General features: G+C 69.6%; 28 protein-coding genes. 8 read left to right on the plus strand and 20 right to left on the minus strand.

What is annotated here, in order from left to right; genetic code table 11:
* Positions 1 to 43 precede the first annotated feature (43 nt).
* The 6 genes from SALPAC3_RS0112475 to SALPAC3_RS0112500 form a co-directional block, all read right to left on the minus strand.
* Positions 44 to 622 carry a hypothetical protein gene (locus SALPAC3_RS0112475; protein WP_018221567.1) on the minus strand — a complete coding sequence of 193 codons (579 nt, stop codon included), beginning with the start codon at positions 620 to 622 and terminating at the stop codon, positions 44 to 46.
* A 106-nt stretch (positions 623 to 728) separates the two neighbouring features.
* On the minus strand, positions 729 to 1,352 hold the full coding sequence (locus SALPAC3_RS0112480; protein WP_018221568.1) for a helix-turn-helix domain-containing protein: 624 nt from the start codon (positions 1,350 to 1,352) through the stop codon (positions 729 to 731).
* A gap of 100 nt (positions 1,353 to 1,452) precedes the next feature.
* Positions 1,453 to 2,412, minus strand: a complete 960-nt coding sequence (locus SALPAC3_RS0112485; RefSeq protein ID WP_018221569.1) for an asparaginase — start codon at positions 2,410 to 2,412, stop codon at positions 1,453 to 1,455.
* 93 nt (positions 2,413 to 2,505) lie between these two features.
* Entirely contained in the window at positions 2,506 to 3,348 is an 843-nt protein-coding gene (locus tag SALPAC3_RS0112490) for a beta-keto acid cleavage family enzyme (RefSeq protein WP_018811585.1), read from the minus strand.
* 111 nt (positions 3,349 to 3,459) lie between these two features.
* On the minus strand, positions 3,460 to 4,569 hold the full coding sequence (gene ygfZ / locus SALPAC3_RS0112495; RefSeq protein ID WP_018221571.1) for a CAF17-like 4Fe-4S cluster assembly/insertion protein YgfZ: 1,110 nt from the start codon (positions 4,567 to 4,569) through the stop codon (positions 3,460 to 3,462).
* The gene (locus SALPAC3_RS0112500) at positions 4,566 to 4,994 is read right to left on the minus strand and encodes a Fur family transcriptional regulator (RefSeq protein ID WP_018221572.1); all 429 of its coding nucleotides are present in this window, start codon (positions 4,992 to 4,994) and stop codon (positions 4,566 to 4,568) included. The genes ygfZ and SALPAC3_RS0112500 overlap by 4 nt, the downstream gene beginning before the upstream one ends.
* A gap of 132 nt (positions 4,995 to 5,126) precedes the next feature.
* Here SALPAC3_RS0112500 and SALPAC3_RS0112505 point away from each other — a divergent pair, with 132 nt between their 5' ends.
* Positions 5,127 to 5,993 (plus strand): aminotransferase class IV, encoded by an 867-nt coding sequence (locus SALPAC3_RS0112505; protein ID WP_026185502.1) that lies wholly within the window; start codon positions 5,127 to 5,129, stop codon positions 5,991 to 5,993.
* A 58-nt stretch (positions 5,994 to 6,051) separates the two neighbouring features.
* On the opposite strand, the gene SALPAC3_RS0112510 is transcribed toward SALPAC3_RS0112505, so the two are convergent.
* On the minus strand, positions 6,052 to 6,645 hold the full coding sequence (locus tag SALPAC3_RS0112510) for a nitrobindin family protein (protein ID WP_018221574.1): 594 nt from the start codon (positions 6,643 to 6,645) through the stop codon (positions 6,052 to 6,054).
* On the minus strand, positions 6,645 to 6,746 hold the full coding sequence (gene mtfM / locus SALPAC3_RS29075) for a small membrane protein MtfM (RefSeq protein WP_018221575.1): 102 nt from the start codon (positions 6,744 to 6,746) through the stop codon (positions 6,645 to 6,647). Before mtfM ends, SALPAC3_RS0112510 begins: the two co-directional genes overlap by 1 nt.
* A gap of 13 nt (positions 6,747 to 6,759) precedes the next feature.
* Here mtfM and SALPAC3_RS0112520 point away from each other — a divergent pair, with 13 nt between their 5' ends.
* Complete coding sequence (locus SALPAC3_RS0112520; protein WP_018221576.1) at positions 6,760 to 7,134, plus strand: DsrE family protein; 375 nt, start codon at positions 6,760 to 6,762, stop codon at positions 7,132 to 7,134.
* Positions 7,135 to 7,320: 186 nt separating this feature from the next.
* On the opposite strand, the gene SALPAC3_RS0112525 is transcribed toward SALPAC3_RS0112520, so the two are convergent.
* From SALPAC3_RS0112525 to SALPAC3_RS0112535, 3 genes are all read right to left on the minus strand, one after another.
* Complete coding sequence (locus SALPAC3_RS0112525; protein WP_026185503.1) at positions 7,321 to 8,091, minus strand: MBL fold metallo-hydrolase; 771 nt, start codon at positions 8,089 to 8,091, stop codon at positions 7,321 to 7,323.
* 152 nt (positions 8,092 to 8,243) lie between these two features.
* Complete coding sequence (locus tag SALPAC3_RS0112530; RefSeq protein ID WP_026185504.1) at positions 8,244 to 9,095, minus strand: hypothetical protein; 852 nt, start codon at positions 9,093 to 9,095, stop codon at positions 8,244 to 8,246.
* 53 nt (positions 9,096 to 9,148) lie between these two features.
* Positions 9,149 to 9,604: a winged helix-turn-helix domain-containing protein gene (locus SALPAC3_RS0112535; protein WP_018221579.1), complete on the minus strand. Its 456-nt coding sequence runs from the start codon at positions 9,602 to 9,604 to the stop codon at positions 9,149 to 9,151.
* Positions 9,605 to 9,857: 253 nt separating this feature from the next.
* Between SALPAC3_RS0112535 and SALPAC3_RS0112540 the strand changes: the two genes are divergently transcribed.
* Positions 9,858 to 14,213 carry a S8 family serine peptidase gene (locus SALPAC3_RS0112540; protein WP_018221580.1) on the plus strand — a complete coding sequence of 1,452 codons (4,356 nt, stop codon included), beginning with the start codon at positions 9,858 to 9,860 and terminating at the stop codon, positions 14,211 to 14,213.
* 452 nt (positions 14,214 to 14,665) lie between these two features.
* Here SALPAC3_RS0112540 and SALPAC3_RS25760 read toward each other — a convergent pair whose 3' ends face one another.
* Together SALPAC3_RS25760 and SALPAC3_RS27110 are read right to left on the minus strand one after the other, a co-directional pair.
* Complete coding sequence (locus SALPAC3_RS25760) at positions 14,666 to 15,649, minus strand: pentapeptide repeat-containing protein (protein WP_232430501.1); 984 nt, start codon at positions 15,647 to 15,649, stop codon at positions 14,666 to 14,668.
* Entirely contained in the window at positions 15,639 to 16,064 is a 426-nt protein-coding gene (locus SALPAC3_RS27110) for a hypothetical protein (protein WP_033668039.1), read from the minus strand. Before SALPAC3_RS27110 ends, SALPAC3_RS25760 begins: the two co-directional genes overlap by 11 nt.
* A gap of 749 nt (positions 16,065 to 16,813) precedes the next feature.
* Between SALPAC3_RS27110 and SALPAC3_RS0112550 the strand changes: the two genes are divergently transcribed.
* A complete protein-coding gene (locus SALPAC3_RS0112550; protein WP_018221582.1) occupies positions 16,814 to 18,208 on the plus strand; it encodes an autotransporter outer membrane beta-barrel domain-containing protein in 1,395 nt (464 codons plus the stop codon).
* Between the two features lie 226 nt (positions 18,209 to 18,434).
* Here the strand turns inward: SALPAC3_RS0112550 and SALPAC3_RS0112555 are convergent, their stop codons facing one another.
* Positions 18,435 to 18,674: a winged helix-turn-helix domain-containing protein gene (locus SALPAC3_RS0112555; RefSeq protein WP_026185508.1), complete on the minus strand. Its 240-nt coding sequence runs from the start codon at positions 18,672 to 18,674 to the stop codon at positions 18,435 to 18,437.
* A 155-nt stretch (positions 18,675 to 18,829) separates the two neighbouring features.
* Positions 18,830 to 19,069: a winged helix-turn-helix domain-containing protein gene (locus SALPAC3_RS0112560; RefSeq protein WP_018221584.1), complete on the minus strand. Its 240-nt coding sequence runs from the start codon at positions 19,067 to 19,069 to the stop codon at positions 18,830 to 18,832.
* A 193-nt stretch (positions 19,070 to 19,262) separates the two neighbouring features.
* On the opposite strand from SALPAC3_RS0112560, the gene SALPAC3_RS0112570 reads away from it, so the two are divergent.
* Both SALPAC3_RS0112570 and SALPAC3_RS0112575 read left to right on the plus strand, forming a co-directional pair.
* On the plus strand, positions 19,263 to 19,667 hold the full coding sequence (locus SALPAC3_RS0112570) for a DivIVA domain-containing protein (protein WP_018221586.1): 405 nt from the start codon (positions 19,263 to 19,265) through the stop codon (positions 19,665 to 19,667).
* Positions 19,664 to 19,990: a hypothetical protein gene (locus SALPAC3_RS0112575; RefSeq protein WP_018221587.1), complete on the plus strand. Its 327-nt coding sequence runs from the start codon at positions 19,664 to 19,666 to the stop codon at positions 19,988 to 19,990. The genes SALPAC3_RS0112570 and SALPAC3_RS0112575 overlap by 4 nt, the downstream gene beginning before the upstream one ends.
* Before the next feature lie 26 nt (positions 19,991 to 20,016).
* On the opposite strand, the gene SALPAC3_RS0112580 is transcribed toward SALPAC3_RS0112575, so the two are convergent.
* From SALPAC3_RS0112580 to SALPAC3_RS0112600, 5 genes are all read right to left on the minus strand, one after another.
* Positions 20,017 to 20,352, minus strand: a complete 336-nt coding sequence (locus SALPAC3_RS0112580; RefSeq protein WP_018221588.1) for a DUF1416 domain-containing protein — start codon at positions 20,350 to 20,352, stop codon at positions 20,017 to 20,019.
* Entirely contained in the window at positions 20,349 to 21,197 is an 849-nt protein-coding gene (locus SALPAC3_RS0112585) for a sulfurtransferase (protein ID WP_018221589.1), read from the minus strand. The genes SALPAC3_RS0112580 and SALPAC3_RS0112585 overlap by 4 nt, the downstream gene beginning before the upstream one ends.
* A gap of 182 nt (positions 21,198 to 21,379) precedes the next feature.
* Positions 21,380 to 21,535: an Ms5788A family Cys-rich leader peptide gene (locus tag SALPAC3_RS29205; RefSeq protein WP_018221590.1), complete on the minus strand. Its 156-nt coding sequence runs from the start codon at positions 21,533 to 21,535 to the stop codon at positions 21,380 to 21,382.
* Positions 21,536 to 21,553: 18 nt separating this feature from the next.
* Positions 21,554 to 22,345, minus strand: coding sequence for an LmeA family phospholipid-binding protein (locus SALPAC3_RS0112595; RefSeq protein WP_018221591.1), 792 nt, complete (start codon positions 22,343 to 22,345; stop codon positions 21,554 to 21,556).
* Positions 22,346 to 22,483: 138 nt separating this feature from the next.
* The gene (locus SALPAC3_RS0112600) at positions 22,484 to 23,515 is read right to left on the minus strand and encodes a hypothetical protein (protein ID WP_026185509.1); all 1,032 of its coding nucleotides are present in this window, start codon (positions 23,513 to 23,515) and stop codon (positions 22,484 to 22,486) included.
* Positions 23,516 to 23,760: 245 nt separating this feature from the next.
* On the opposite strand from SALPAC3_RS0112600, the gene SALPAC3_RS0112605 reads away from it, so the two are divergent.
* Positions 23,761 to 24,480: a winged helix-turn-helix transcriptional regulator gene (locus tag SALPAC3_RS0112605; protein WP_018221593.1), complete on the plus strand. Its 720-nt coding sequence runs from the start codon at positions 23,761 to 23,763 to the stop codon at positions 24,478 to 24,480.
* A gap of 122 nt (positions 24,481 to 24,602) precedes the next feature.
* Positions 24,603 to 25,457, plus strand: coding sequence for a polysaccharide deacetylase family protein (locus tag SALPAC3_RS0112610; protein WP_018221594.1), 855 nt, complete (start codon positions 24,603 to 24,605; stop codon positions 25,455 to 25,457).
* Positions 25,458 to 25,460 lie beyond the last annotated feature (3 nt).

Here is a 25,460-nt window from a genome sequence, read left to right on the forward strand (position 1 = left end):
CCGGGGTCTTCGGCGTCACCGGGCATTCGCCCGTCGCCGCAGGTCAGTCGTGAGCCGGCGGGGTCTGCTTCGTCGCACGCGGTGACTTCGTCGCCGAAGAGGCCGACTTGCCGGCCGCCTTGGTGGCACGCTTCGTGACGGCCGCCGGCTTGTCCTCGGCGGCCTCGGCGAGCTGCGCCGGGGTGGGCGCCGGGGCCTGCTCGGTCGTCTCGATGTCGGTGTTCACCGTGTCGGCGGCCTCGAGCACGCCAGCACCGACGACCCGCTCCCCGTGGCCGACGAGCGCGCCGTAGGTGGTGACCGCCCGCTCCTGCGCAGCCTGAGCGCTGGCCACCACGACGGCGGCGTTGCGGGTGGCGGTCTCCCGAAGCCGGCTGAGGTCCAGGTCGCTGGCGGCCCGCCGGCGCAGGTTCTCAGCGGTAGTGGTCGCCGTACGCAACGTCTCGGTAGCCTTCTGACGCAGCTCGGCCCCGTCTACCGTGCTGAGGTCGGCAGCGACCCGGTTGCGCAGCTCACTCACCGCGGCGGGGAGCTTTCGCAGCTGCTGGTACGCCAGATCGCCGGCACCGGCGGCGGCGTAGAGGGGGGCGGGGATACGACTGGTTTTAGGCTGACTGGTCATCATTTCTCCTCTTCGACCGCGTCGGCGGCTTCGGGGTCGCCCTTCGGGGCGGACTGCTGCACTGGCGTCGGGACAGGAATGGAGTCGGGGTCGATGCCGGTGCGACTCACGCACCGCCGGTCGGCGTACCCCCGGTGGTCGTTGGGCCGGTGACCGCGATGTTGGCCAGGTCGGCGGAGGCCCCAGACGGCCGAGCCGGGCTCGACTCCGGTTCGGTGGTGGGCGGGCTGGCAACCGATTCGGTGGTAACCGTGCCGGTTGCGGCCTCGACGGTGGGTACGGCGGCGACCGATTCGGTGGTGACCGGGCCGGTCGCGGACTCGGTGGTGACCGGCCCGGTCGCGGACTCTGCCGACGCCGCGTCGGCGGCGGCGGTCGCCTCCGCGAGCCGCGCGTTCTCGCGACGGAACGTCTCGTAGATCTGGGTGAGCGACTGCTTCTGCGCCATGGTCAGGTCGGGGTCCACGGCTATCGCGGCGAGAACGCCCTGCCCCTCCCGGTCATCCAGCAACCCGGCCCGCAGGTACATCGCCGGAGTGGAGACCCGCAGCGCACTGGCGAGCTGCTGCAACACCTCCGCGCTGGGCTTGCGCAACCCGCGCTCGATCTGACTCAGGTACGGGTTGCTGACTCCCGCCTGCTCGGACAGTTGCCGGAGGGAGATCTTCGCACTCCGGCGCAGGTCACGAATGAACCCGCCGATGTTGGGAAGGTCTTTACCACTGGCCATAACTCAACGCTAGCTCGCGGTGCTAACTCCTGCAAGCAAAATGCTAGCCAGAGTTAGCACCCGAGCGTGGCCGCAGCGCCCTGACCTCCGCCCCGGCGGATCACCAGAGCGACCGGACGGCGCCTACCGGCCGCCCCCCGCCGAGGAGCGGGACCTCAGCGAACTCCGCCAACGCCGGTGCGGTCACCCCGAGCCGGCGCAGCGCGGAGACCAGCACCGGCATCCGGGCCCGGCCGGCGCCATCGTCGATCTTCAACGCCACCGCACCGACGCCAGGGGCGGCCGCGGCGATGACCCCCTCCACCCCAATCTTGGCGAGCAGCCCCGGCACGGCCCGCATCACCCGGCTGTCGTCGGCCCGCGTACCGCCGACGATCTCCGGATACGCCCGGATCGAGTCCGCCACCGCCCGCTCCGGCGAGCCCGGCTCCGCCTGCACCAGCCGCAGGTATGCCAGGGCGAGGCCGGATAGCGACACGGCCAGCACCGGCGCGCCACAGCCGTCGATCCCGACCGCCGCCGGCGGCTCGTCGGTGAACTCCTCCACCGCCGCGCGCAACCGCTCCTGCAACGGATGCTCGCTGCGCCAGTACCCCTCCTCGGGCCAGCCCGCCGCCTGGCAGGTCAGCAGCATTCCGGTGTGCTTTCCGGAGCAGTTCATCTGGATCCGGGTCGGGCCACCGCCGGCGCGAAGCACCGCCGCCCGCGCCGCGTCGTCCGCCGGCAGGTCGGGCGGGCAGTGCAACGCGGACTCGTCGAGCCCGGCCCGCGCCAACAACCCACCGACCCGAGCCCGGTGGAAGTCCTCCCCCTCGTGGCTGGCCGAGACCAGGGCGAGGTCAGCGGAGTCGCCCAGCCGCAGGCCCGCCCGGATCATTCCCACCGTCTGCAACGGCTTGTTCGACGATCGGGGGAAGATCGGCGACGTCACATCCCCCACCCTCGCCACCGCCGCGCCCGTCGCGTCGAGCGCCACCACCGACCCGCGATGCACACCCTCAACGAAACCCGAACGGATCACCTCAGCGAGCGGCACGCCGCCCTCGTACGTCTTTCCCACGGGCTGGACGTTACCGCCCTTCGGGAACGTCCAGCCGATGGGTGACCAGGGAATCAGGAACGCGACGTCAGGGGGCGACCCCCAACACGCCACTTACCGGCGAAGGGCGGGCACGCCGAGCAGTTCCCGGGCCTCGGCGGTGGTGAGCGGAGGGCGCTGAGCGAGCTGGGCAAAGCTGACCGCGCGGGCCACCAGCTGCATGTTGGACTCGACCGGCTGCCCCTTGGCATAGGTCACCGTGTCCTCCATGCCCACCCGGAGGTGTCCGCCTGCCGAGAGCGAGGCCAGCAGAACCGGGATCGTGCTCCGACCGACGCCGGTCGCCGAGAAGGTGGTGCCGGCTGGTAGGTCCCGCAGCATCTGCTCGGCGGCCACCAGGGCCGCGGGGGTGCCGGGCATTCCGCCGGGCACGCCCAGGACGAGGTCGACGTGCACATGCCCACCGGCCGGCAGGCCGTACTTGCCGAGCAGGCGTTGCAGGGCGGTGAGGTGCCCCAGGTCGAAGATCTCGTACTCCGGGACGATGCCCCGCTCCTGCATCCGGGTGTGCAACTCGACGATGAACTCCCACCGGTTGAGAAACACGTCGGTGCCGAAATTGACCGTGCCCATCGTGCAGGAGGCCATGTCTGGAGCGGCATCGAGCACGGCGAGCCGGTCGGCCTCCGGGTCGCTCACCGCGCCACCCGAGGAGAGCTGCACCACCAGGTCGGTGCTCTCCCGAAGCGCCGCGACGGTCTCGCGCAGCCGCCGCTGGTCGAGGGTCGGCTGCGCCGCACCGTCCCGGATATGGACGTGGACCACGGAGGCGCCCAGGGCCTCGCACTCCTTCGCGGTCAGCAGCAGCTCATCGAGGGTGACCGGCAGCGCCGGCACCTCGGCCTTGGCCGACTCGGCCCCGGTCGGGGCAACCGTGATCAACGTCCCTGTCGTCATGCCCGGATCCTAGTCGCCCGATCGACGGCCGGCCGGCCGGAAGTTTTCCGGCTGGCCGGCCGGTAGACCTGAACCCTTCCGCCGTCACCGACGTCCGACCGGGGCGCTTCCCTAGCTATCGATCATCGCGGCGGTCTCTCCGACCAGCAGTCGGGCGTCGTCGGGCACGTTGCGCTTGACCACCGCCAGGGCAACCTGGCCCAGCTCGTGGTGGTGTACGGCGGTGCCGACAAAGCCGACCGTACGCCCATCCCGCGTCACCGGAGTGCCGGCCGACGGTGGCTGGTCCGTGGTCACCCCGTCCAGGTGCAGGAGAACCAGTCGACGCGGCGGCCGACCCATGTTGTGCACCCGGGCCACCGTCTCCTGCCCCCGGTAGCAGCCCTTCTCCAGGTGGACGGCCGGCCCGACCAGGCCCACCTCCGCCGGAATGCTCCGGTGGTCCGTGTCCAGCCCGACCCGAGGGCGACGGGCGGCCACCCGCACCGCCTCGTACGCCCAGAGCCCGGCGACCGGCACGTCCGCACCGCGCAGCTCGGCCACCACCCGGCCCATCGCCTCCCGAGCCACCAGCAGGTCGACGCCGAGCGGGCCACGGCGGGCCCAGCCCCCGATCGGTAGCGCACGGACGTCGTAGCGCACCGTCGACCGGGGCGGCACCGAGCCGGCCCGGAACTTCGGGCCGGGCACCTCGAGCAGATCCGGCTCCGCCAGACCGGAGACCCCGAGCGTCGCCACGGCGTCCACCGCCGCTGGGCCGACCAGCGAGAGCAGGGCGTGCTCCGGCGTCACGTCGCGCGGCTCCACCTTGCTGAAGAAGCGCATCCGCTCCAGATACCCGAGCAGCCCACCGGTGTCGCCCGGCTCGGTGTCCAGCCAGGTCGTACCCCCCTCCTCGGCCACCATCGCGTGCTGCTCGACGTGCCCGTGCGGGGAGAGCACCAGCAACTCGGTGCCCTGCCCAGCGGGCAGGTCCGCCAGGTGCTGCGTGGTGAGCGTGTGCAGCCAGCCGAGGCGATCCTCGCCCGGCACCGCGATCACCCCCCGGTGCGAACGGTCGACCAGGCCGACCGCCGTCTCCAGGGTGCGCTGCTCGCGCAGCGGATCCCCGTAGTGCGCCGCCACCGAGCGGACCCCCGCCGCGGCGTGCGCCGGCTCCGGTTGGTCCCGGCTGTCCTCGTCGATGCTCTCGACGGAGACCGCGCCCGCAATGTCGATCATTCCTGCTCCCCGTTCGCACAGCGACTACAGCGGCCGAAGAGGGAGACATGGCCGACGTCCACCCGGAACCCCCGCTGCTCGGCAAGCTGGTCGACCAACGGGCGCAGCAGGGCGGGATCGATCTCGTCGATCGCGCCGCACTCCCGGCAAACCAGGTGCACGTGCTGGTCCTCGCCGGCCGCGTGGAAGGTCGGCGAGCCGTGCGAGAGGTGGGTGTGCGTCACCAGGCCGAGCCGCTCCAGCAGCTCCAGCGTGCGGTAGATGGTAGTGATGTTGACCCCGGCGGCCACCTCCCGGACGGCCGTGTGGACCTGCTCCGGGGTGGCGTGCCCCAGATCCAAAACCGCCTGGAGGACAAGCTGCCGCTGCGCCGTCAAGCGCAGCCCACGGGCCCGGAGGAGTTCCGCGAGGGAGGATTCGGACACGGTCCAAGCATAGTTCGCTCGGGCCGAACAGCACTCTCCCGTCCTACCGGCCCGTTCTGCCGGCGCCCGTGTCGGTGGTGCCGGGCCGGACCCCACCCGGCGCAGCCCGCCTGGGCCCTATGCTCGGCGGCCATGACGACGGCGAGGATCGCGGTGCTCGGGCGGGGCCAGGTGCCGGTCACCGAGCCAGTGCTGCGCGGCGACGACCTGGGCGTCCTGCACGGTGACGGCCTCTTTGAAACGATGCACCTGCGGGCGGGCCGGCCCTGGCTGCGGGAGGCGCACCTGGAACGGATGACCAGGGCGGCCCCGGTGATGGGGCTGACCCTGCCGCCGACCGATGCCCTGGTCGCGCTGCTTGAGGAGATCTGCCTCGACTGGCCCACCGAGGTTGAGGGGGCGCTGCGGCTGGTCTGCACCCGCGGCGTGGCCGACGGCGAGGCCCCCACCGTGTACGCCACGCTGGCCCCGGTACCGCCATCGGCTCGGGCGGCCCGCCGGGACGGGATCACCGTGGCGACACTGCCGCTGGGCGTGCCAGCCCGCGGCCGCGCCGGCCTGGACTGGTTGCCCACCGGCAGCAAGACCACGTCGTACGCGGTGCACAACGCCGCCCGCCGGTGGGCGTCCCGCAACGGCGTCGACGACGCGCTCTGGACCTCCACCGACGGGTACGTCCTGGAGGGGCCGACCGCCAACGTCCTCTGGTTCGCCGACGGGGCGCTGTGCACGGTACCCGCCGCGGCCGGCGTCCTACCCGGCACCACCGCCGCCTGGCTGCTGGCCAATGCCGAACAGGTGGGGCTGGGCGCGCACGAGCAGCTGGCGACTCCGCCCGAGCTGCATGCCGCGGACGCGGTCTGGTTCAGCTCGTCGGTCCGGGGCCTGGTCGAGGTCCGCGTCCTGGACGGCATCGGCCGGCCCCGGTCGACCTACACCCGGCGGTTACAGGCTCTACTCGGCTTCCCCGTCCCGCCCGACGACGACCAACCGGAATGACCTCCGCCGCGGATCAGCCGGCTGGTCTCCGTCGCCCACCCCGATCAGCCGGACTGACCTAGCCGCCCACCCGGATCAGCCGGGCGGACAGGTGCGGGGTGAGGCCGTGGCCGACCGCGGCCATCTCCTGCGCGTAGAGCAGGGCACCCTCCACGATGCCGAAGAGCCGATGACCGGCGGTCACCTCCTTCGCGGTGGGGGTGCGGACCACCGCGTCGGTGGCGAACTCAAGCTGGGTGCCGGTGCGCTTGCCGAGGTGCAGCTCCATCACGCCGGTGGGCGTACTCATCAGCGCCTCCCACTCGTTGGTCGCCCGGCCGTTACGGTCGAGCACCGGCCGCCACCAACCCATCTCCCGCCCGGCCGGGCGGACTGGGCGGCTCTGCTCGTCCAGCAGCCACGCCCGCGACTCGTAGCAGAGGAACGGTCGGCCGTCGTGGCTGATCCGGATCTCCTGCGCGTAGTCGAAATCCTCGATGGTGGGATAGCCGCCCCGGCCCCGACCCCGCCACACCCCGATGTACGGCAGCAGGCCGTCCAGAGCGGGATGCAGTTTGGGGCCGGTACGCAGGTCGTGGCTCTCCTCGTAGGGGTACGGGTCCACCGGAGGCGCGTTCAGCCACGGCGGCTGAAGCGGATTCTCGTCACTCACTACTGCCCTCTCGAAATGCGTACGGCAAGGTAGACCAAGCCGCCGGCGAGCCCACCCAGCGCGGCGACCAGCAAACTGACGAACCCTATCTCGGTGACCATCGGCGACTATCCTATGCTGGCGTTCGTGGGCCGAACCCTCGTCATCAAGGTCACCGCCGGAGCGGACTCCCCGGAGCGGTGCGCGCAGGCCTTCACGGTTGCGGCCACCGCAGCCGCTGCCGGAGTTGACGTCTCGCTCTGGCTGACCGGCGAGGCGACCTGGTTCGCGCTGCCCGGCCGGGCGCAGGAGTTCGAGCTGCCGCACTCGGCCCCGCTGGGCGAGCTACTGCACGTGATCCTGGCGACGGGCCGGGTGACCGCCTGCACGCAGTGCGCGGCCCGCCGGGACATCGGAACCGGCGACGTGCTGCCAGGTGTCCGGATCGCCGGCTCGGCGGTCTTCGTCGAAGAGGTAATGGCCGAGGAGACCCGCGCGCTCGTCTACTAGCGCTCCACGACGCCGTCCTACCGCGTCACGTCATCCTTTGGCGCAGGCGATAACGGTCCCCCTCGACCTCGCAGAGTAGGACGTCCGGGTTTCGTCAGACGACGGCCGGGATCAGGAAGACAGTGGCCAGCACGAGGAACCGCGGCGAAAGCGGAGGTCTCGCCTACTGGGCCGCGGCGAGCCGGCTCAGTCGACCGAATGGGTGGCACCGGGGGCGGCGTGGTCGATGGGACCGTCGAACCGAGTCGAGGCACGTGTCACCGCCTGTTGTGGGGTGAGGAACCTCCCGATGTGCGTGACGATCAGGCGCCTTACCCCAGCCGCTCGTGCAGTGTCACCGGCATCTTCCGGTGTGTGATGAACCCGTTCTCCCGCGCTCGGGGCCTGCGCGCTCTCGGCCTCACACAGCAGCACATCGCAGCCTTTGGCCAGACTCGTCAGGCCAGGACAGGGGGCTGTATCCCCGGAGTACACCAACGACCGCCCCCCAACGTCGACACGCAGAGCGAAGGCAGGGATACCGTGTGCCACCGCATGGCTGGTCAACGTAAGCGCGCCGACCGCCACCCGATCCCCGTCGTGTAGCTCCTCGACGGCGAATGCGGATTCGATCGGGCTGCGGGTCGCGGTGTTGGTCAGGAAGTGCGCCAATCGGTCGGCGATGCCGGGCGGGCCGTACAACGGGATCGGCGCCGCAAGCTGGATATCGGCGTACAGCGCCCCGTAGTAGGCGGTCAGGAGGTCGGCGCTGTGATCAGCGTGCAGGTGCGAGATCCAGATCGCGTCCAGTTCGTCCAGCCGGACATGTCGTTGCAGCTGAGCCAGCGTCCCGCTGCCCGCGTCCACCCACACCCGGGCGCCCCCACCCGACACCAGGTAGCCGGAACAGGGATTGTCCACACTCGGGTATGGCGTTGCACAACCCAGAACCGTGAATTGGAGATTATCGCTGGTCATCCGCGAAAGGCTAGGAGACTCAGCCGACACATAGTGACGACTTCCCACACTGTGATGAGGACACGCGACAGCGCCCACGGCGGCTGACGCGCGCATGGCCTCAGGTGAGCCGCCGAATCTCCGACGCCGCGTACCGGGCGGAAACGCCCTCGTCAGTCAGAACACCCGGTGGAGAACGCCAGGTGCAGCTGGTCGCCGGTGGCGTCGGCGACGATCAGGTCGCTGCCGCTCCGGTAGGCGTACACCTCGGGGGTGTCGACCACCACGGTGCCGGCGGCGGCCAACGGGGCCAGGGCGCTCAGTGCTGCCGGCTCGGGGCCGGCCGCCACCCGCTCGGTCCAGGCCTTCGCGCCGCCGGGGCAGGATGTCCCAATCCGATCCACCTGCGCTGGCACCGGACGGCCCAGCGCCTGCAACGCGGCCCGCAGCGCTGGTCCGGGCGGGGTCTCGGGTAGCAGGTTGCCGAACGCGGCCTCGGTCGGGCGACAGCCGGTCAGCACCGCGAACCGAACCCGACCCGGACTCGTCGACTCCCCCTCGACCAGGACGAACTCACCGGCGTCGGCGCGCAGCAGCGGGCCCTCGGCGGCATCCCGAACGCCGGCCCGCCATCGCGCCGGCAGGGCGTCGGCGACCTTGCTGAGCAGCTCGCGCTCGCCCCCCTCGGCGACCAGGACGTCGATCCCGCGGGTCAGTTCGGCGCCCGCGCTGACCGGGGTGACCCGGCAGCCCCGCTCCACGCGGGACGGGGTCATCGCCCACGCCGCGCCGTCGAGCTCGGCGACGAGCCGACCGACCGCCGCGTTGACCACCGACGACGCCTGCTCAATCGTGCGTTGCTCCCGCACCGTGGGCTCGTCGGTGCGGGCCGACCACCAGGCCAGCCCCGCCAGCAGCACCGCCCAGGCCGCCGTGCCCACGAGCAGCCAGCGCCGGATCCACGACCGGGACGGCGGGCGATCAGGCCCGGAGGGTGGGGCGTACCCCGGATGGACTGCGCTCACCGCGCCATCGTGTCATGTCCCGGAGCGGGCCAGCCGCCGCCGGGGCGACCGCACTATCCGCCCGAGTCGTCGGAGCCCAGGACGAGCCGGTAGCCGACCCCGCGCACGGTCAGCACCCGTGGGCCGCCGGAGAGCAGGCGCAGCTTGCGCCGGAGCCGCTTGACCGCCGAGTGCAGGATCGCGGTGTCGCCGAGGTAGGCGCCGCCCCAGACCGCGGCGAAGAGTCGCTCGTAACTCCAGAGCCGGACCGGCGGGGTCACCAACCGGGTCAACAACCGCCGTTCGGTACGGGTCAACGCCAGTGGATGCCCCCGCCAGGTGACCAGGTGCGCCGGCGGGTCGACCACCAGCTCGCCGTAGCGGACCGGGGTCTCCGGTGGACCGATGCCCCGCTCCTCGGTGACCGACGGTTCAGGAAAGAGCATCGCCCGCAGCTCCGCGAGATCAGCACAGCTCAACACCGGCCCCACCCCTTCGAGGCGGCGCAGCACGCGCTCGCGCACAGCCATGTCGGGGCTCACACAGACCACGATCGGACCTTTCCGCTCAGACACGCTGCCTCCCCAGGCACCCGCGTTGACCGACGGGCATCACCCGCCGAGAAATTGTCCGGCTGAACACCGAGTCAGCGTACGGCCAGAAGCGCGCCCAGTCACTGATCGAATACTGACTGAGACAATGTATTGATCAGTGTCGGTGTTTTCACGAGCATGGCTGGCGCGGGCTCGGAACAGCCCGGGCCCGCGGACGTGGGGAGGACACGTGTTCGTACGACCATCCGCGCGGTCACGCCTGGGGCGTCTGGCCGTCGCGTTCGGGGCGCTGTTGCTGGGGTTGAGCGCCCAGCCAGCGCTCGCTGCGTCGCCGTCTGGCGCATCGGAGCGGGCAACTGTCGCGTCCGAACTGCTGGAGACCAGCGACAGCACCAGTTTCCTGGTCTACCTACGGGAAACCGCACCGCTCGCCGGCACCGCGACCCTGCAAACGCCCGACGACCGGGCCCGTGCGGTCCACCAACTCCTGACCAACACCGCCGAACGCACCCAAGCCGACCTGCTGCGGCTGCTCGACGCGCGGAAGGCGGCGCACACCTCCTACTGGATCGCCAACGCCATCCAGGTCCACGGTGACCGGGCCCTGATCGACGAGATCGCGAACCGACCCGAGGTCGAGCGGATCGAGCCGGTCCGCAGCCGCCAGTTGGTCGAACCGACGCCCGCCGAGGCCGAGGCCCGCACCGACGCCATCGAGTGGGGCGTCGCCGAAATCGGCGCCCCCCAGGTGTGGGACGAGTTCGGCGACCGCGGCGAAGGCATCGTGATCGCCAACATCGACACCGGCGTGCAGTACGACCACCCCGCCCTCGTCAACTCCTACCGGGGCAACCTCGGCGGCGGCAGCTTCGACCACGCCTACAACTGGTTCGACCCGACGGACATCTGCTCCGACTCGGTGCCCTGCGACAACAACGACCACGGCACGCACACGATGGGCACGATGGTCGGTGACGACGGGGCCGACAACCAGATCGGCGTCGCACCGGGTGCCCGGTGGATAGCGGCGAAGGGCTGCGAGTTCCGCACCTGCTCGGACCCAGCGCTACTCGCCTCCGGCCAGTGGATCCTGGCCCCGACCGACGCCAACGGCGAGAACCCCCGCCCGGAGTTGCGCCCCGACATCGTCAACAACTCGTGGGGCGGCGGCGGCAACGACCCCTGGTACCAGCAGACCGTTGACGCGTGGCGGGCCGCCGGGATCCTCCCGGTCTTCTCCAACGGCAACAGCGGCCCGAGCTGCGGTACCGCCGGCTCCCCCGGGGACTACGAGAGTTCGTACGCCGTCGGGGCGTACGGGTCGAACGGCGCCATCGCCGGCTTCTCCAGCCGTGGCTCCGGCACCGAGTTGATCAAACCGAACATCGCCGCGCCAGGCGTGGCCGTGCGCTCCAGCGTCGCCGGCGGCGGATACTCCGCGTTCAGCGGCACCTCGATGGCGGCCCCACACGTCGCCGCCACGGCCGCGCTGATCTGGTCGGTCGCCCCCAGCCTCCGTGGGGACCTGCCGGCGACCGAGGCGCTGCTGGACCGTACCGCCCGCGATGTCGATGACACCACCTGCGGCGGGACCGCGGCCGACAACAACGTCTTCGGCGAAGGCCGACTCGACGCGTACACGGCGGTCAACGAGGCCCCCCGCGGCCCGGTCGGGCGGGTCACCGGCACCGTGACCTCAGCCGCTGACGGCGAGCCGATCGCCGGGGTGACCATCGACGACGGCACCCGCGACACCACCACCGGCGCCGACGGCCGGTACTCGCTGACCGTTCCGGCCGGTGAGACCACGGTGACGGCCACCTTGTACGGCTACGAGTCGCAGTCGGACACCTTCACCGTGGACGAGGGCGGGGCCGTGACCCGAGACTTCACGCTCGTCGCGAGCCCCATGGTCACGGTGAGCGGTCAGGTTACCGACGGCTCCGGACACGGCTGGCCGCTCTACGCGAAGATCGACATCGCCGGCAAGCCGGGCGACCCGGTCTTCACCGACCCGGTAACGGGAGAGTGGTCGGCCACTGTGGCCGGCGACAACACCTACTCGATCACCGCCACCCCGCAGTACCCGGACTACCGAACGGTGACCCGGGAGGTACCGGTCGGTGGCGACGCCACCACTGTCGACATGGCCGTTCGGGTTGCGGAATCCTGCACGGCGGCCGGCTACAGCGGCAGCTACGACGACCCGCTCCTGACGGAGGACTTCGCCGACAGCACCGCGCCGGAGGGCTGGTCGGTGGTCAACCGCACCGAGGAGGGCGGTTGGACCTTCGAAGACCTCGGCGAACGGGGCAACCTGACCGGCGGCAGCGGCGGCTTCGCGATCATCGACAGCGATGAGCTCGGCCTCGGCAACAGTCAGGACACCGACCTGGTGAGCCCGACGGTGGATCTCTCCGGGACCCCCGCACCGGTGCTGCGCTTCAACAGTGACTGGCGGGCACTCGGCCTCAACGACAGCGCCGACATCGACGTCACCACCGACGGCGGCGAGACCTGGACCAACGTCTGGCACCAGACCAGCAGCCTGCGCGGGCCGCGGGTCGAGGAGGTGCCGTTGACGCCGGCAGCCGGCGCGTCGGAGGCCCAGGTGCGGTTCCGCTTCGCCGGTACCTTCGCCTGGTGGTGGCAGGTCGACGATGTCATCCTGGCCAACCGGAACTGCACTCCGGTGCCCGGCGGCCTGGTGGTCGGCACGACCAGCGACCAGAACACCGGCGCACCCCTCAACGGCGTCACGGTGACCAGCGTTGATCAGCCCGAAGAGAGCGCTGTCTCGGCCGGCACGCCGGACGACCCGGCGGAGTCGGACGGCTTCTACTGGCTCTTCTCCAGTCTCACCGGAACGCACCCGTTCACCGCGGAACGGACGCCGTACCCGGTGGCCAACCAGGACGTGACGGTCGTCGCCGACGACGTACGCCGGGCCGACTTCGCGCTCGCCGCCGGAAGACTCACGGTCACCCCGACCGAGGTGGAGTCACACCAGCCGTACGGCAGTACCCGGAGCACCCGGGTGACGGTGAAGAACACCGGTACCGCCCCGGCCGACGTCGAGGTGTTGGAGCGGACGGGCGGGTTTGATCTGTTGGAGGCGCCGGGGGCCCCGCTGCGCGAGGTCACGGTGAAGGGCCTCAGCACAGCCCGCACCGGGACCACGTACGGCGGAGCACCGGCGGAGGTCGGCGAGTCGGCGGACAACAGCTGGACCCGGGTAGCGGACCTACCGGCGGAGGTCTTCGACAACTCCGCCACCATCCTGGACGGCAAGGTGTATTCGATCGGCGGCGGTAGCGCCACCGGCACGGAGCGCGCGACCTGGGTCTACGACCCGGACACTGATTCCTGGTTGGACCTGCCGGCGCTACCCACCTCCCGGGCGAAGCCGGGCGTCGCGACGGTCGGCGGCAAGATCTACGTGACCGGCGGGTGGGGCAGCACCTCCGACCCGGACCCCACGGTGAATGTCTTCGACCCGGCCAGCGAAACCTGGAGCACTCTGGACGGGGTCACCAACCCCGCGCCAACCGCCGCCCCCGGAACCGCCGTCGTCGCTGACAAGATCTACCTGGTGGGCGGCTGCACCGACTCGAGCTGCACCGCGACCGACGACACGGTGGTGTTCGACCCGAAGGCCGCGACCTTCGCCACTGTTGCCCCCTACCCGCACCCGGTCTCCTGGATGAGCTGCGGTGGCCTCGGCACCCAGGTGTACTGCGCCGGTGGATCGGGCGCCGAGACCGTAGCCCACCGGTACGACCCGGTGACGGACACCTGGACTCCGATCGCGGACATGCCGCTGGACCTGTGGGGTTCGTCGTACGCCGCGGCCGGCGGGATGCTCGTGCTGGCCGGCGGGGTCACCAACGACTCCACCGCGGTGACGAACCAGACGATCGCCTACGACCCGGCGACCGGCACCTGGCAGGACCTGCCGAACGCCGAGTTCGCCCGGTACCGGGGGGCCGCGGCGTGTGGGGCCTACCGGATCGGCGGCTCACCCAGCTCGTTCGTCGGATCGGCGGAGGCCGAACGGCTCAGCGGGCTGGAGTTGTGCATCCAGGATGCGGAGCTGCCGTGGCTGAGCACCTCACCGGCCAACTTCACCCTGGAGCCGGGCGAGTCCCTCCAGGTGCAGGTGACCCTCACGGCCACCGCCGAGGCCGGGGTTGAGCAGCCCGGTCGCTACAGCGGCGAGCTGGCGTTCGCGGCCGACGTGCCGTACCCGACCGCGCCGGTGAAGGTGGAGATGAACGTGTCTCCACCGAGGAGCTGGGGCAAGCTCCAGGGCACGGTCACCGGGGTGACCTGCGGCGGGGAGACGGTCGGCGTACCGGCCACCGTCCGGGTGAACGCGACCGGCAGCGGCGCCGGCTTCACGCTGAAGGCGGACGCCTCCGGCACGTACACGGTCTGGCTGCCCAAAGGCCGCTACGACGTGATCGTCGCCAAGGACGGTTGGGTGCCGGAGTTCGACCGCATCCGGGTTGAGGCCGGGTTCGTCGCAACCCTCGACTTCAGCCTGGAACCGTCGTCGGACTGCACGAAGGCAAGCGGCATCTGAGTAGGTCGGTGGCCGGCGGCCCGAGCGGGTCGCCGGCCACCGACACCGACGGGCTGGCGCGGGCTGGCCAGTAGAGCCGCCACCACTCCTAACTGGGTGCCACTTCGGAAGGAGAGCCGCCCACGCAACTGACGATTGCGAAGTCAACAGTCGTTTCGCTTGTGGTTAGCCCACAGCCTCATCACCTATTGCCCGCAGAACATCAGCGAGCCAAACAAGCCCATAACCAAGAGTCTTCGAGTCATCCTCAAGCATTCCCCGAAGATTGGCCCAAGATTCGGACACCTGTCCGATTGTGAGCGAATCCGGCTCATTGTACACGTCGTACCGTTCAGGTGACGGTATCGACCAAAAATAGTCTTGAGGGATCGGGAGGTCAGCTTTTCCGCCCGCCGCAGCCTCGGACCCCTCGATAGGCCGGTCTGTGACGGCGGCAGCGACCACGCCGACGCCTACGTGCCCGGTCCCACGGCAACGGGTGGGCGATCCCGGCCGCCGGCTTCTGGTAGCACGACGTAGACACCCGGTTGGTCCGGTCGTTCCGCCGACCGGAACCAGATCTCCGCCGCCCGCTCGGGCGGCCAGATGGTGGCCCAATCCCACCGCGCCCCCGCAAGTTTGGCGCTGGTGAGAACGGCACCGTAGAGGTTGGCCTCACAGAGGTTGACGCCGGTGAGGTTGGCGCGGTCGAGGTTGGCCTCACGGAGGTCGGCGCTGGTGAGGTTGACGCCGGTGAGATTGACTCCGCGAAGGTCAACACCGGCGAGGTTGACGCCGGCAAGGTCAACACCGGTGAGGTCGGCACCGATGAGAAACGCGCCGGTGAGATCGGCCTGCGTAAGGTCGGCCGCCGTGAGGTTGGCGGCGGCCAGTTCGACGCCACCGAGGTCGACGCCGGCTAGGTCAACACCGCGGAGGTTGGCGGCGGTCAGGTCGACCCCAGCGAGGTTGGCACCGGCGAGGTTGGCACCGGCGAGGTTGGCACCGATGAGGAGCGCGCCGGTGAAGTTGACGTCGGTGAGGTCCGCGCCACGAAGATCAACACCGGCGAGATTCGCACCGGTGAGGTCGACGTCGGTGAGGTCCGCGCCACGAAGATCAACACCGGCGAGATTCGCACCGGTGAGGTTGACTCCGGCGACGTTGGCGCGGGCGAGGTTGACTCCGACCAGGTCGGCCTCGCGAAGATCCCTGTTGTTGGGCTCGGCGCCAGCCAGGTCGTTCTTGCGGAGGTCGGCGACACGAGAGTCGTCCTGGCGGAGATCGGCGCTGGGCAGGCTACCGGGTTGTTGGCTGGTGAAGGCTGGGGTACGTCGGGCCAGGGCAGCCAGGAGGTTTCTTAGACGGCCAGGTCGGGCTACTCGTGGTGCGTGAAAGGCGGGGGTGGAACGACCGAGCGCAAGCACGAGTTGACGGCGGAAGGAGTCAGTCGACATCGGAAGAATCCGCATCTCCTGAGGCCAGCTTCTGGTCCTTTGCTACCGGGGGTGGTAAGGAACGACTGAGGGGTAATGTCGAGTGGTGGTGTGGTGTGGCGGCTTCGGTCGGCGCCAGGTCAACTTGGCGCAGAATTTTTTCGATCAGTAGCGGTGCGGTGATGCCGAGGAGCCCGGCGGCTAAGGGGCTGGCCAGGCGCCCGTCCGCTCCACTGAGGGCGGCGAGTCCCGCGCCAGCGGCGAGCCGAAGCACGACTGAGGCCAGGTAGGCGGGGAGCCCTGGTTCGTCGGGGCGCTTCCAGGGCAGGGTCTTCGCACGTCGCAACGCAGCGCCGAGTTCGAGTGCTTCCACGATGAAGCTACCTAGCAGCCCCCAGAGGGCTGACTCCATAGTGGAAAGGGGCTCGAACGGCATAGGCGAACAATAGCCGCCCCCTTCCTTGTTCCACCGGTTGGCCGGCGGTTGGCCGCTGGCAACCGGAAGCTACGGGAGAACACCGAAGTCGACGAAATCCTAGAGCCCCGACCGAGGCTAAATCAATGTCAGGGCTGTGAATGTAGCGAACGATCACACTGATAAGCAGCACACAATGTTCAAACGGACGTTCGATTTGTCACTATCTCCTCGGCAACGGTCCGATAGACCGCCGCCGAGGGCAGCGCCCCGGCATTACCACTAGAGTCCGCTTATCAATCTCTATGCTATTTTTCGGACATAGCCAGTCATTAGGTCGCCGGCCCTTGGTCGGGCGACACAGCCGCCCGGTAGGCCTGCGGCACACGTCAGCCGAGTAGACGTACGGGCGAGTCCAGGCCACCCGGTCGGTGCCACGGCCACGCAGGACCGGGTTCCGCGGTCGGCAGGGCGTCAACGAAGGAACGAACTCGGCTACCGATGCCAGCCGCGCCGGCAGGGCCCTGACTACGGCGGGGAGCATGATGCGGACAGCGAGTCAGGTAGTTGTGGATCATCAGGGCGGTCTGTGGCCAGCGACGGCCACCGCAATCATTTGAGTAGTTTGTACGGTTTCATGTCTTGATGTGACTTGTTGTCGGGTTAGCTCAAGGTGGTTGCTACCGCCGGCCTGGTAGCCGAGGAGCACCGCCCCGAGGTGCGGGGTCGATGGCTCCTCGTCGTTGACGGGGAAGGACACCGAGACCGCGATGAACCATCAGCACCACACCCACAAACTCGACTCTGTTCGGCCCGACGGGCACCGGTTGAGGTCACGATGGTGGGCGCTCGGACTGGTCGCAATGACCGGCCTGGCCCTCACCACCGTCGGCGTCGCTGCCGCCCCCGCCGCCGCCGACGCCGAACACGCCCCCAGTACCGCGGACGAACGGCCCTCCGCTGACGACCAACGCGGCAAACGCGACGGCGGCAAGCATGACAATCGGGGCAGCGGCAAGGACGACAAGAAGGAGGGAAGGAAGGGGGCAAGGCCGAAGGGCACCCCGATCCCCTGCGACCCAGACGCCCTCATCGCTGCGATCACCCTCGCCAACGCCCGCGGCGGTGCCGTGCTCGACCTCGCCAAAGACTGCACCTACCTACTCACCGCCGACCTCGACGGCAGCGGCCTACCCACCATCACCGCCCCCATCACCCTCAACGGCGGCAAACACACCACCATCGAACGTGCCGCCGCCGTCGACCCATTCCGCATCATCACCGTTGACACCGGCGGCGAGCTCACCCTCAACAAACTCACCATCACCGGCGGACAGACCGACAGTGCGGGCGGAGCAATCCTGGTCAACGCCGGCGGAGCATTGACCACCAACCACAGCACCGTCACCCGCAACATCACCAATGCCTCAGGTGGCGGTATCGCCAACAACGGCACCGCCCGAATCAAGAACTCCAAAATCGGACGCAACTCTGCTGGCGTCAACGGCGGAGGCATCACGAGCTCCGGCGTGCTCGAAATCAGCAAGTCCCGCGTACACGCCAATACCGCCGTCGCTGTGGCTGGAGTGGAAAGCTTGGGCTCAGTCCGGATCAATCACAGCACCATTGTCGCCAATCAGGCCCAGGACACTGTTGGCGGCCTGTTCATCGGCGCTGGCACCGGAATCGTCACGGCCACCCATATAACGGATAACCACGCCGGGGAGGCTGGCGGTGTCCTCGCGAACACCAACACCCAACTCACCCTCAATTCCGTCACCATCGCCAACAACACGGCCAGTACAGCCCGTGGTGGCGGCCTGGCAACAAATGTGAATGCCGCCGTGGTCGTCGAAGACAGCGTCATCAAAAATAACTACGCCACCATCGAGGGCGGCGGTATCTACAACGACGCCGAGCTGGTACTGCGGAACACGACCGTCACCGGCAACCAGGCCGACCTGGGCGGCGGCGTCTACAACACTGACAACGGCATACTCACCCTATTCACCACCAAGATCGTCAAGAACATCGCCATCACCGACGGCGGCGGCATCTTCAACGAAGCGAACGGCACGGTAGTACTGAACACCGCTACCGGCACTGTCGTGATCAAGAACCGACCGAACAACTGCTCCGGCGACGTGCCCGGCTGCGCCGGGTAAAACCTGAACAGGCATCACGTGGTTTCCCGTCCCGCGCCCACCGGCGCGGGACGGGAACCTTTTCGGGCCTTCGGATGGTGAGCAGAGCCGCTCTCGCGCGCCAGCGGTAGATCGACGAGCCGCTACCGGCGGTGAACGCCCGTCTGGCCTCGGCAGTCAGGCCCCGCAGGAACCCGGCACCAGCAGGGCCCTGACTATCGCCGGGACGGCCGGCGACACCTGCGGGTCAGAGTTTACGGAGCCACGTCTTCGGATCGGTCACGAAGACGCCCTTGCCCTGGCGACGGTTGATCACCTCCAGTGCCTCCAGTCGGATGAACACCTGGCGGATCGTGGACGCGCCGACCTGATGCAGCTCGCAGAGCTGGGCGATCGACGGAAGCTTCTCACCCGGCTTGAGCTTGCCGCTCTCGACCTCCGTCATGATTCGGTTAGAGATTCTCAGGTAATCCGGTACAGCAGGCATGGCGCTCCTCGCGTGGCTCGTTGATTCGATCACGCATCCCACACCGCACAAACCGATGCTCACCGGAGCCTTGACTCCAGATCCCGATCCCTACAGGGCTGGAGGCTGGTGACGGAAAGGCGCGCGCCTCACCCAAGGCCGGGAAACCCGGTGATTCAGGGCTTACGGAGCCACGTCTTCGGATCGGTCACGAAGACGCCCTTGCCCTGGCGACGGTTGATCACCTCCAGTGCCTCCAGTCGCACGTTGACGAGCTGGATCGTGGACGGGCTTACGTGGTACCGCTCGCAGAGCTGAGCGATCGAGGGCAGCTTGTCCCCCGCGGTGTATCGGCCCGACCTGATGTCATCAATGATCTCATCGGAGATCCGGATGTAGTCCGGTGTCGCTGGCATGTCACTCCTCGCGTGGCACCTCCGATTCGATCACGAGAAAGACAAGGACGACAAGTTCAAGGTGTTCCTTGCCTATCTTGGCTTCCTTGTATAAGTTGAGCGACAGGTCCTCCTCGCGTGGCAACGAGTAGGCCCGATTCCCCGGTCGGGGTGGGCTGGACACGGCTCACCCCTGCCCGTCCGGTCCGGAGAGGTGGTTGACGTGCATAACCCGTTCCGACGCTTCCGTCACTGGCGAAACCGCCCCGCCCCGAGCCAGCCCGCTACTCGCGCCGGCTCGCTGACCGGTGCGAAGGTAGGTCGTCCCACCGGCACCGACAGCGATGCGGACCGCCACCGGTCGTTCGCCGGCAACGCGGGCGGGCACCACCGGTCGACGACGCGCTGGCCGTTGACCCCCGAACAGGTACGCCAGCAGCAGTTCCCACAGGTCCGGCGGGGGCTCGACGCGTCCGAGGTGGAACTCTTTCTCTATCGGGTCGCAGCGGACCTGTCCGCGCTGCAGACCGAGCTGAGGAGTACCCGGGACGAGAACATCCGGATCAAGCGGGCGCTGCGCGACTGGCAGTCCCGGTTCACCCCGGGCGTGCGGGCATGACCGCGACCGACCCCGACGAACGACCACACTTCGTCGTCCATTTGACCCTGCGCGCCGACGACCTCGCCGGCGCACGCCTACTCGCCCGTTCGTTGGCCCGCTCCCTGGGCTTCCTGCCTGAGCTGGTGCTCGGCGAGACGACCGTCTCCGTCACCGGCGCGCCCGACGTACACCATCAGGTCTTCTGCGACCGGCTACTGGAACACGGCTGGCGCTGCCGGCTGCGGCCCGAGCACGACGGTGGCTGTTCCCGACGGTTCCTCCAGCCCATCGTCGGCCGCGCGCGACGCGACCGGACGACTGCGGCCCGCCACCAAAGGTAGCGGGCCGCAGTCGGACAACGCGTCGGTTAGTCGACGGCGACCGGGACGATCGCCTCGTTGATGCCCCGGCTGGCGGTGACGATGAGGTCGCCGTTGCCGTGCCGAGACAGCGCACGCAGTCGCCACGTGCCTGGCGCCGCGAAGAAGCGGAACTGTCCGGCCGACGAGGTGACCACCTCGGCGGTGAACTCGTCGGTGGAGTCGAGCAGGCGGACGTACGCACCGGTCACCGGCTCACCCGCAGCGTCGCGGACAACGCCGGTGATGACGGTCTCCTTCTCCAGGTCGAGGCTGGCCGGCAGCGGGGCGGCCTGATCTGGGGCGGCGCACCCGGCCGCAGTCGAAGCAGTCATGGCGTTCACTTCTCCCCGGGCTCGTCGCCGAGCGCCACCGGCACGCCGACCAGTGAGCCGTACTCGGTCCAGGAGCCGTCGTAGTTCTTCACGTTCCGGTGGCCGAGCAGCTCCTGGAGCACGAACCAGGTGTGCGAGGAGCGCTCACCGATCCGGCAGTAGGCGATGGTTTCCCGGCTGTCGTCCAGCCCCGCCGCGGCGTAGATCTCGCGCAGCTCCTGGTCGGACTTGAAGGTGCCGTCCTCGTTGGCCGCCTTGGACCACGGCACGCTGATCGCGGTGGGCACGTGGCCCGCGCGCTGCGCCTGCTCCTGCGGGAGGTGGGCGGGGGCGAGCAGGCGTCCCGCGTACTCGTCGGGGCTGCGCACGTCGACCAGGTTCTTCGTACCGATGGCGGCGACCACCTCGTCGCGGAACGCCCGGATGGTGTGGTCCGGCTCCTGCGCCACGTACCGCGTCGCCGGACGGGACACCACCTCGGTGGTCAGCGGGCGGGCGTCCAACTCCCACTTCTTGCGGCCGCCGTCGAGCAGCCGGACCTCACGGTGGCCGTAGAGCGCGAAATACCAGTACGCGTACGCGGCGAACCAGTTGTTGTTGCCGCCGTAGAGGACGACGGTGTCGTCGTTGGCGATGCCCCGCTCGGAGAGCAGCGCCGCGAATTGGTCCTTGTTCACAAAGTCCCGGCGGACCTGGTCTTGTAGGTCGGTCTTCCAGTCCAATTTGATCGCACCGGGCAGGTGGCCGGTGTCGTAGGCCGAGGTGTCCTCGTCGACCTCGACGAAGACGACACCCCGGGTTTCGAGGTTCTTCTCGGCCCAGTCGGCCGAGACGAGTGCGGTGTCACGACTCATCAGATCACTCCTGGTGAGGATGGATGGTGAGCCAGCGCGCGGAAGTCATGGTGCCTCAGTGGTCCACCACGCGCGGGACCCATGGCTCGGATCGGGATCACGGGTTCGTGCGACGGCGAAACGGGTTGGCGCAGGAGGGGGCACCAGTCAGGTGCGCAGACCCTGGGCACCGGGGGGCCGCGTTAGGCGGCCGAGAACAGCCCCGCCGTCAACCGGACGGGGCGACACAGGCAGGCGGCCACACGGCACAGGTCGACCGCGCGCCGTTTGGTGAGGAACATCCCCATGGGCAGAGAGACTACCAGCGATGTCGCCGCGTGCCACAGCTCAACCACCATCCGGGACGCGTACTCGACTCAGCTCGCCGCGTGGATCGGCACCTCGGCCGCCTCCGCGGTGACCTGCAGCCCTTCGGGTAGCGGCCGGACCTCACTGACGGTGAGGTCGAACGGGAGCACCGGCAGGGGCAGGTCAACGGAGATGCCCTCGGCGAAGGTGCTCAGCAACGCCCGGACCAGCGACCCGTTCGGCAGGCCGTCGGCGGTCAGGTCGGTGAACCGCAGCGACACCTGGCCCTGGTCGATCGTGATGTCGGCGGTACCGCTGACCGGCACGCGCTGCCCGAGGAGCTCCACCGGAGCGGTCACCGCGAGTCGACCGTCCCGCTCCCCCAACTGCAACCCCTCCTGGTCGAGCCGGGCCGCGAGGCTCTCGTAGCTGATGGTGCCGGTGCCGGTGACACTCCCGGCGGTCACCCCGCCCCGTCCGGACCGAAGGGTGTCCAGCGGGGCCGTCACGTCGTAGGCGTCGATGTCGAGGGTCGGCAGGGCCAGCACATTGCCCTGGACTGATCCCCGGACCTCAGTGAGCCGGATGGAGATGCGCTCGTAACGGCCGTCGAGGACCTGGGTGACAAAGGGAAAGCCGCCGATCTCGACCTCGGGCGGCCCGGCCTGAACACCCTCCTTGACGAGCTCCTCGCGGACCTGTTCGGTCAGTGCACGTTCGGCGACCCCCGCCGCCACCCGGTCGGCCACCACCACCAGCCCGACCAGGCCCAGAAGCAGGACCAGGAGCACGACGAGTATGCGCCGCCCACGCCGGGATCGGGGGCGTTCGTCCTGGTACGGGCGCTCGTCGGTCGTCACAGCTCCTCCTGGCACCGTCATCGCTCCTGTCACCGCCGTCGTCCTCCCCGGCACCGCCGTCGCTCTCTCGGTACCGCCATCGCTCCTGTCACCGCTGTCGCTGCGGCGAGGTTACCCGGACCGTGGCGCTCCGACCGCTCAGAGGACCAGCCTGCACAGGACGTACGCGGCCGGCGCGGCGAGGGCGAAGCCGGTGAGTGGACCCTGGATGTACTGAATCGCCCACCCGGGGGTCGGCTCGCCGGCCATTTCCCGACCCACCTCCGCAAACCCGACGGCGAGGTCGGCCAGGACGGCGACGACCGCCGCGACGAGCCCCATGATCGCAGCCCGGGTCGGGGTGAACGGGGTGACGAGATAGCTACCCAGGAGCGCACTGACCATGGTGCCGACCATGGCGCCGCCGACCACGCCGACCGCGCCCCGTGGCACCTGGGGGGCCAGCCGGGGCCAGGCGGCGAACGCGTCGGTGATCCGGGCGACGGCGAGCGCGACCCCGGCCGCGACCAGGCAGACCGTGATGACCTGGGTGCCCATCGGGATCCGGGTGAGCACGATCATGGTGGGGAGGGCGACGGACCCGGCGACGATGAGCACGGTGCCGCGCAGCGATTCGAGAACCTGCGCCCGGTCAACCCGCCGGACGAACTGCCCCACGACCGCAGTGACCAGGCCGACCAGCAGGACCTGTACCAGCGGCATCAGCCGGGCCGGATCACTGCGGACGGCGACGGTGTCGGCGACGATCGCGGCGGCGGCACCCACCCCGGCCACCGTCATCAGCGCCGGTGGGCGAAACGCCATCGTCCAGGCCAGCAACGAGAGCGCCTGGACGCCGACGATGACGACCGTGAACGGTAGCCGGTGCCCCGGGCCGCTGGTCTGCGCCGCCAGCACCAGGCCCATCCCGAGCAGCACCGCGAAGCCGGCGACGGCCAGCGCGACCGACCGACGCACCGCGATCGGCGGGACTTCCTCCACGTCCTGCTCCAGGCCGTCGCCGGGATCGCCCGGTGCCCGGCGGCCCGGGTCCCCGTCCCGTCGAGCTCGGCGTGGGCCGCCGCGCTCCGGCCGCCCGTCGTCACCCCCGGCCCGCGGCGCGGGCGGACCGCTGGAGGGCTGTTCGGGCCAGGGCTCACGGCCGGTCTCGGGCCTGCTGGAGGGAAGCACCCACCGATCGTGCCAGACCGCACCGGCGCCGCGGGCGCACGGTTTCGGCGGCGTTAAAACCTACCCCTCAGTTATGTGTATAACGGACAAAACAGATTTGCACCGAAGGTTGACGCATGGCGATCGGTTAGGCTCAACCTGTTTACCCGCCCGTCAGTGACGCCGGGACCACGCAGTACCCCAGTGCCCTCAGTGCGGAGCGTGCGCTGGGTGACGCGCGCGGCCACCGCGCCGCCGGGACGGAGATGATCGTGGAGATCCTGCTTCTGGTGACGGCACGCGCAGGTGAACCATCCGCTGTGCTGCCAGCGCTCGACCTACTACCCCACTCGGTCCGCACCGCCCCCCGCGACGTACGCACCCTGGTCGCCGGCCCCAGCCCGGACATCGTGGTGATCGACGCCCGCTCCGAGCTGAGCGAGGCCCGGGACACCTGCCGCATGCTGCACGCCACCGGCCTCAACGCGCCCCTGCTCGCGGTCGTCACCGAGGCCGGGCTGATCGCACTCAACGCCGACTGGGGCGTCGATGATGTAATCCTCGCCTCAGCCGGCCCGGCTGAGGTCGAGGCCCGGTTACGCTTAGTGATCGGCCGGTTGGCGGACAGCACCACGGGGACCGACAGCTCGATCCGGGCCGGCGAGTTGACCATCGATCCGGACACCTACGCCGCGAAGCTGAAGGGCCGCCCCCTCGACCTGACATACAAGGAGTTCGAACTGCTCAAGTTCCTGGCGCAGCATCCGGGGCGGGTCTTCACCCGGGACCAGCTGCTGCGCGAGGTGTGGGGCTACGACTACTTCGGCGGGACCCGCACCGTGGACGTGCACGTGCGACGGCTGCGCGCCAAGCTCGGCTCCGAGTACGAGTCGATGATCGGCACCGTCCGCCAGGTCGGCTACAAGTTCGTTGTTCCGCCCGCCCGGGCGCTACCGGAGTCGGAGCCCGCCCCGATTCCCGTCTGATCCTCTATTAACTATTTGCCCGGTTATTACCAATAATCGGGACTATCCTCATGTTCTAGACCCGCTTACCGATAAGTACGGGGGTACATACGGTGCAGATGAAAGGCGGCGATCCCACCCGAATGGGCGGGCTGAGGCAGCTCACCCCAGCCACCCGCTCCCTCGCCATCGCGGCAGTCGTCGTGATCGCGCTGCTCGGCTCCGCGTTCGCGATCGGGCGCGGCCTAGCGCCGACGGGAGACCCGCACACCAGCAACGCCACCACGCCGCACTCGCCCGACCAGCCCGCCCCGTCGGACGACGGCACCACGACAGCGCGGGAGCGCGACGGCGACACCGCAGCCGCTCCAGAGCCCACCCCGAGTAGCGACTACTACGACGAGGGCACCCAGCGCACCACCGAAACCTCAGCCGTGGCCCTGACCTTCGACGACGGGCCGGACCCCCAGTACACCCCACACGTCCTCAGCTCCCTGCGGGCGTACGGGGTCACCGCCACCTTCTGCGTTACCGGCGAAAACGCCAGCGCCTACCCGGAGTTGGTACAGGCGATCGTGGCCGACGGGCACACCCTGTGCAACCACACCTGGAACCACGACATCGCCCTCGGCTCCCGGTCGCCGGACGAGATCCGGTCAGACCTGATCCGGACCAGCAACGCGATCCACGCCGCCGTCCCCAACGCCCCCATCACGTACTACCGCCAGCCCGGCGGCGCCTGGACCTACTCGATCGTGTCCGCGGTCGAGGAGCTGGGAATGATCCCGCTGCACTGGACGATCGACCCGCGGGACTGGGAGAGCCCCGGCGCCGATCACATCACAACCACCGTGCTCGACGGGGTGGAACCCGGCTCGATCGTGCTGCTGCACGATGCGGGTGGGCCCCGAGAGGACACCGTGGACGCCCTCAACCGGATCCTGCCCGAGCTCACCGCCCGGTTCCTGGTAACAGGGCTTACACCCGACGCCACCTGACCG

The sequence above is a fragment of the Salinispora pacifica DSM 45544 genome, assembly GCF_000378845.1.
GTDB classification, from domain to species: Bacteria; Actinomycetota; Actinomycetes; order Mycobacteriales; family Micromonosporaceae; genus Micromonospora; species Micromonospora pacifica.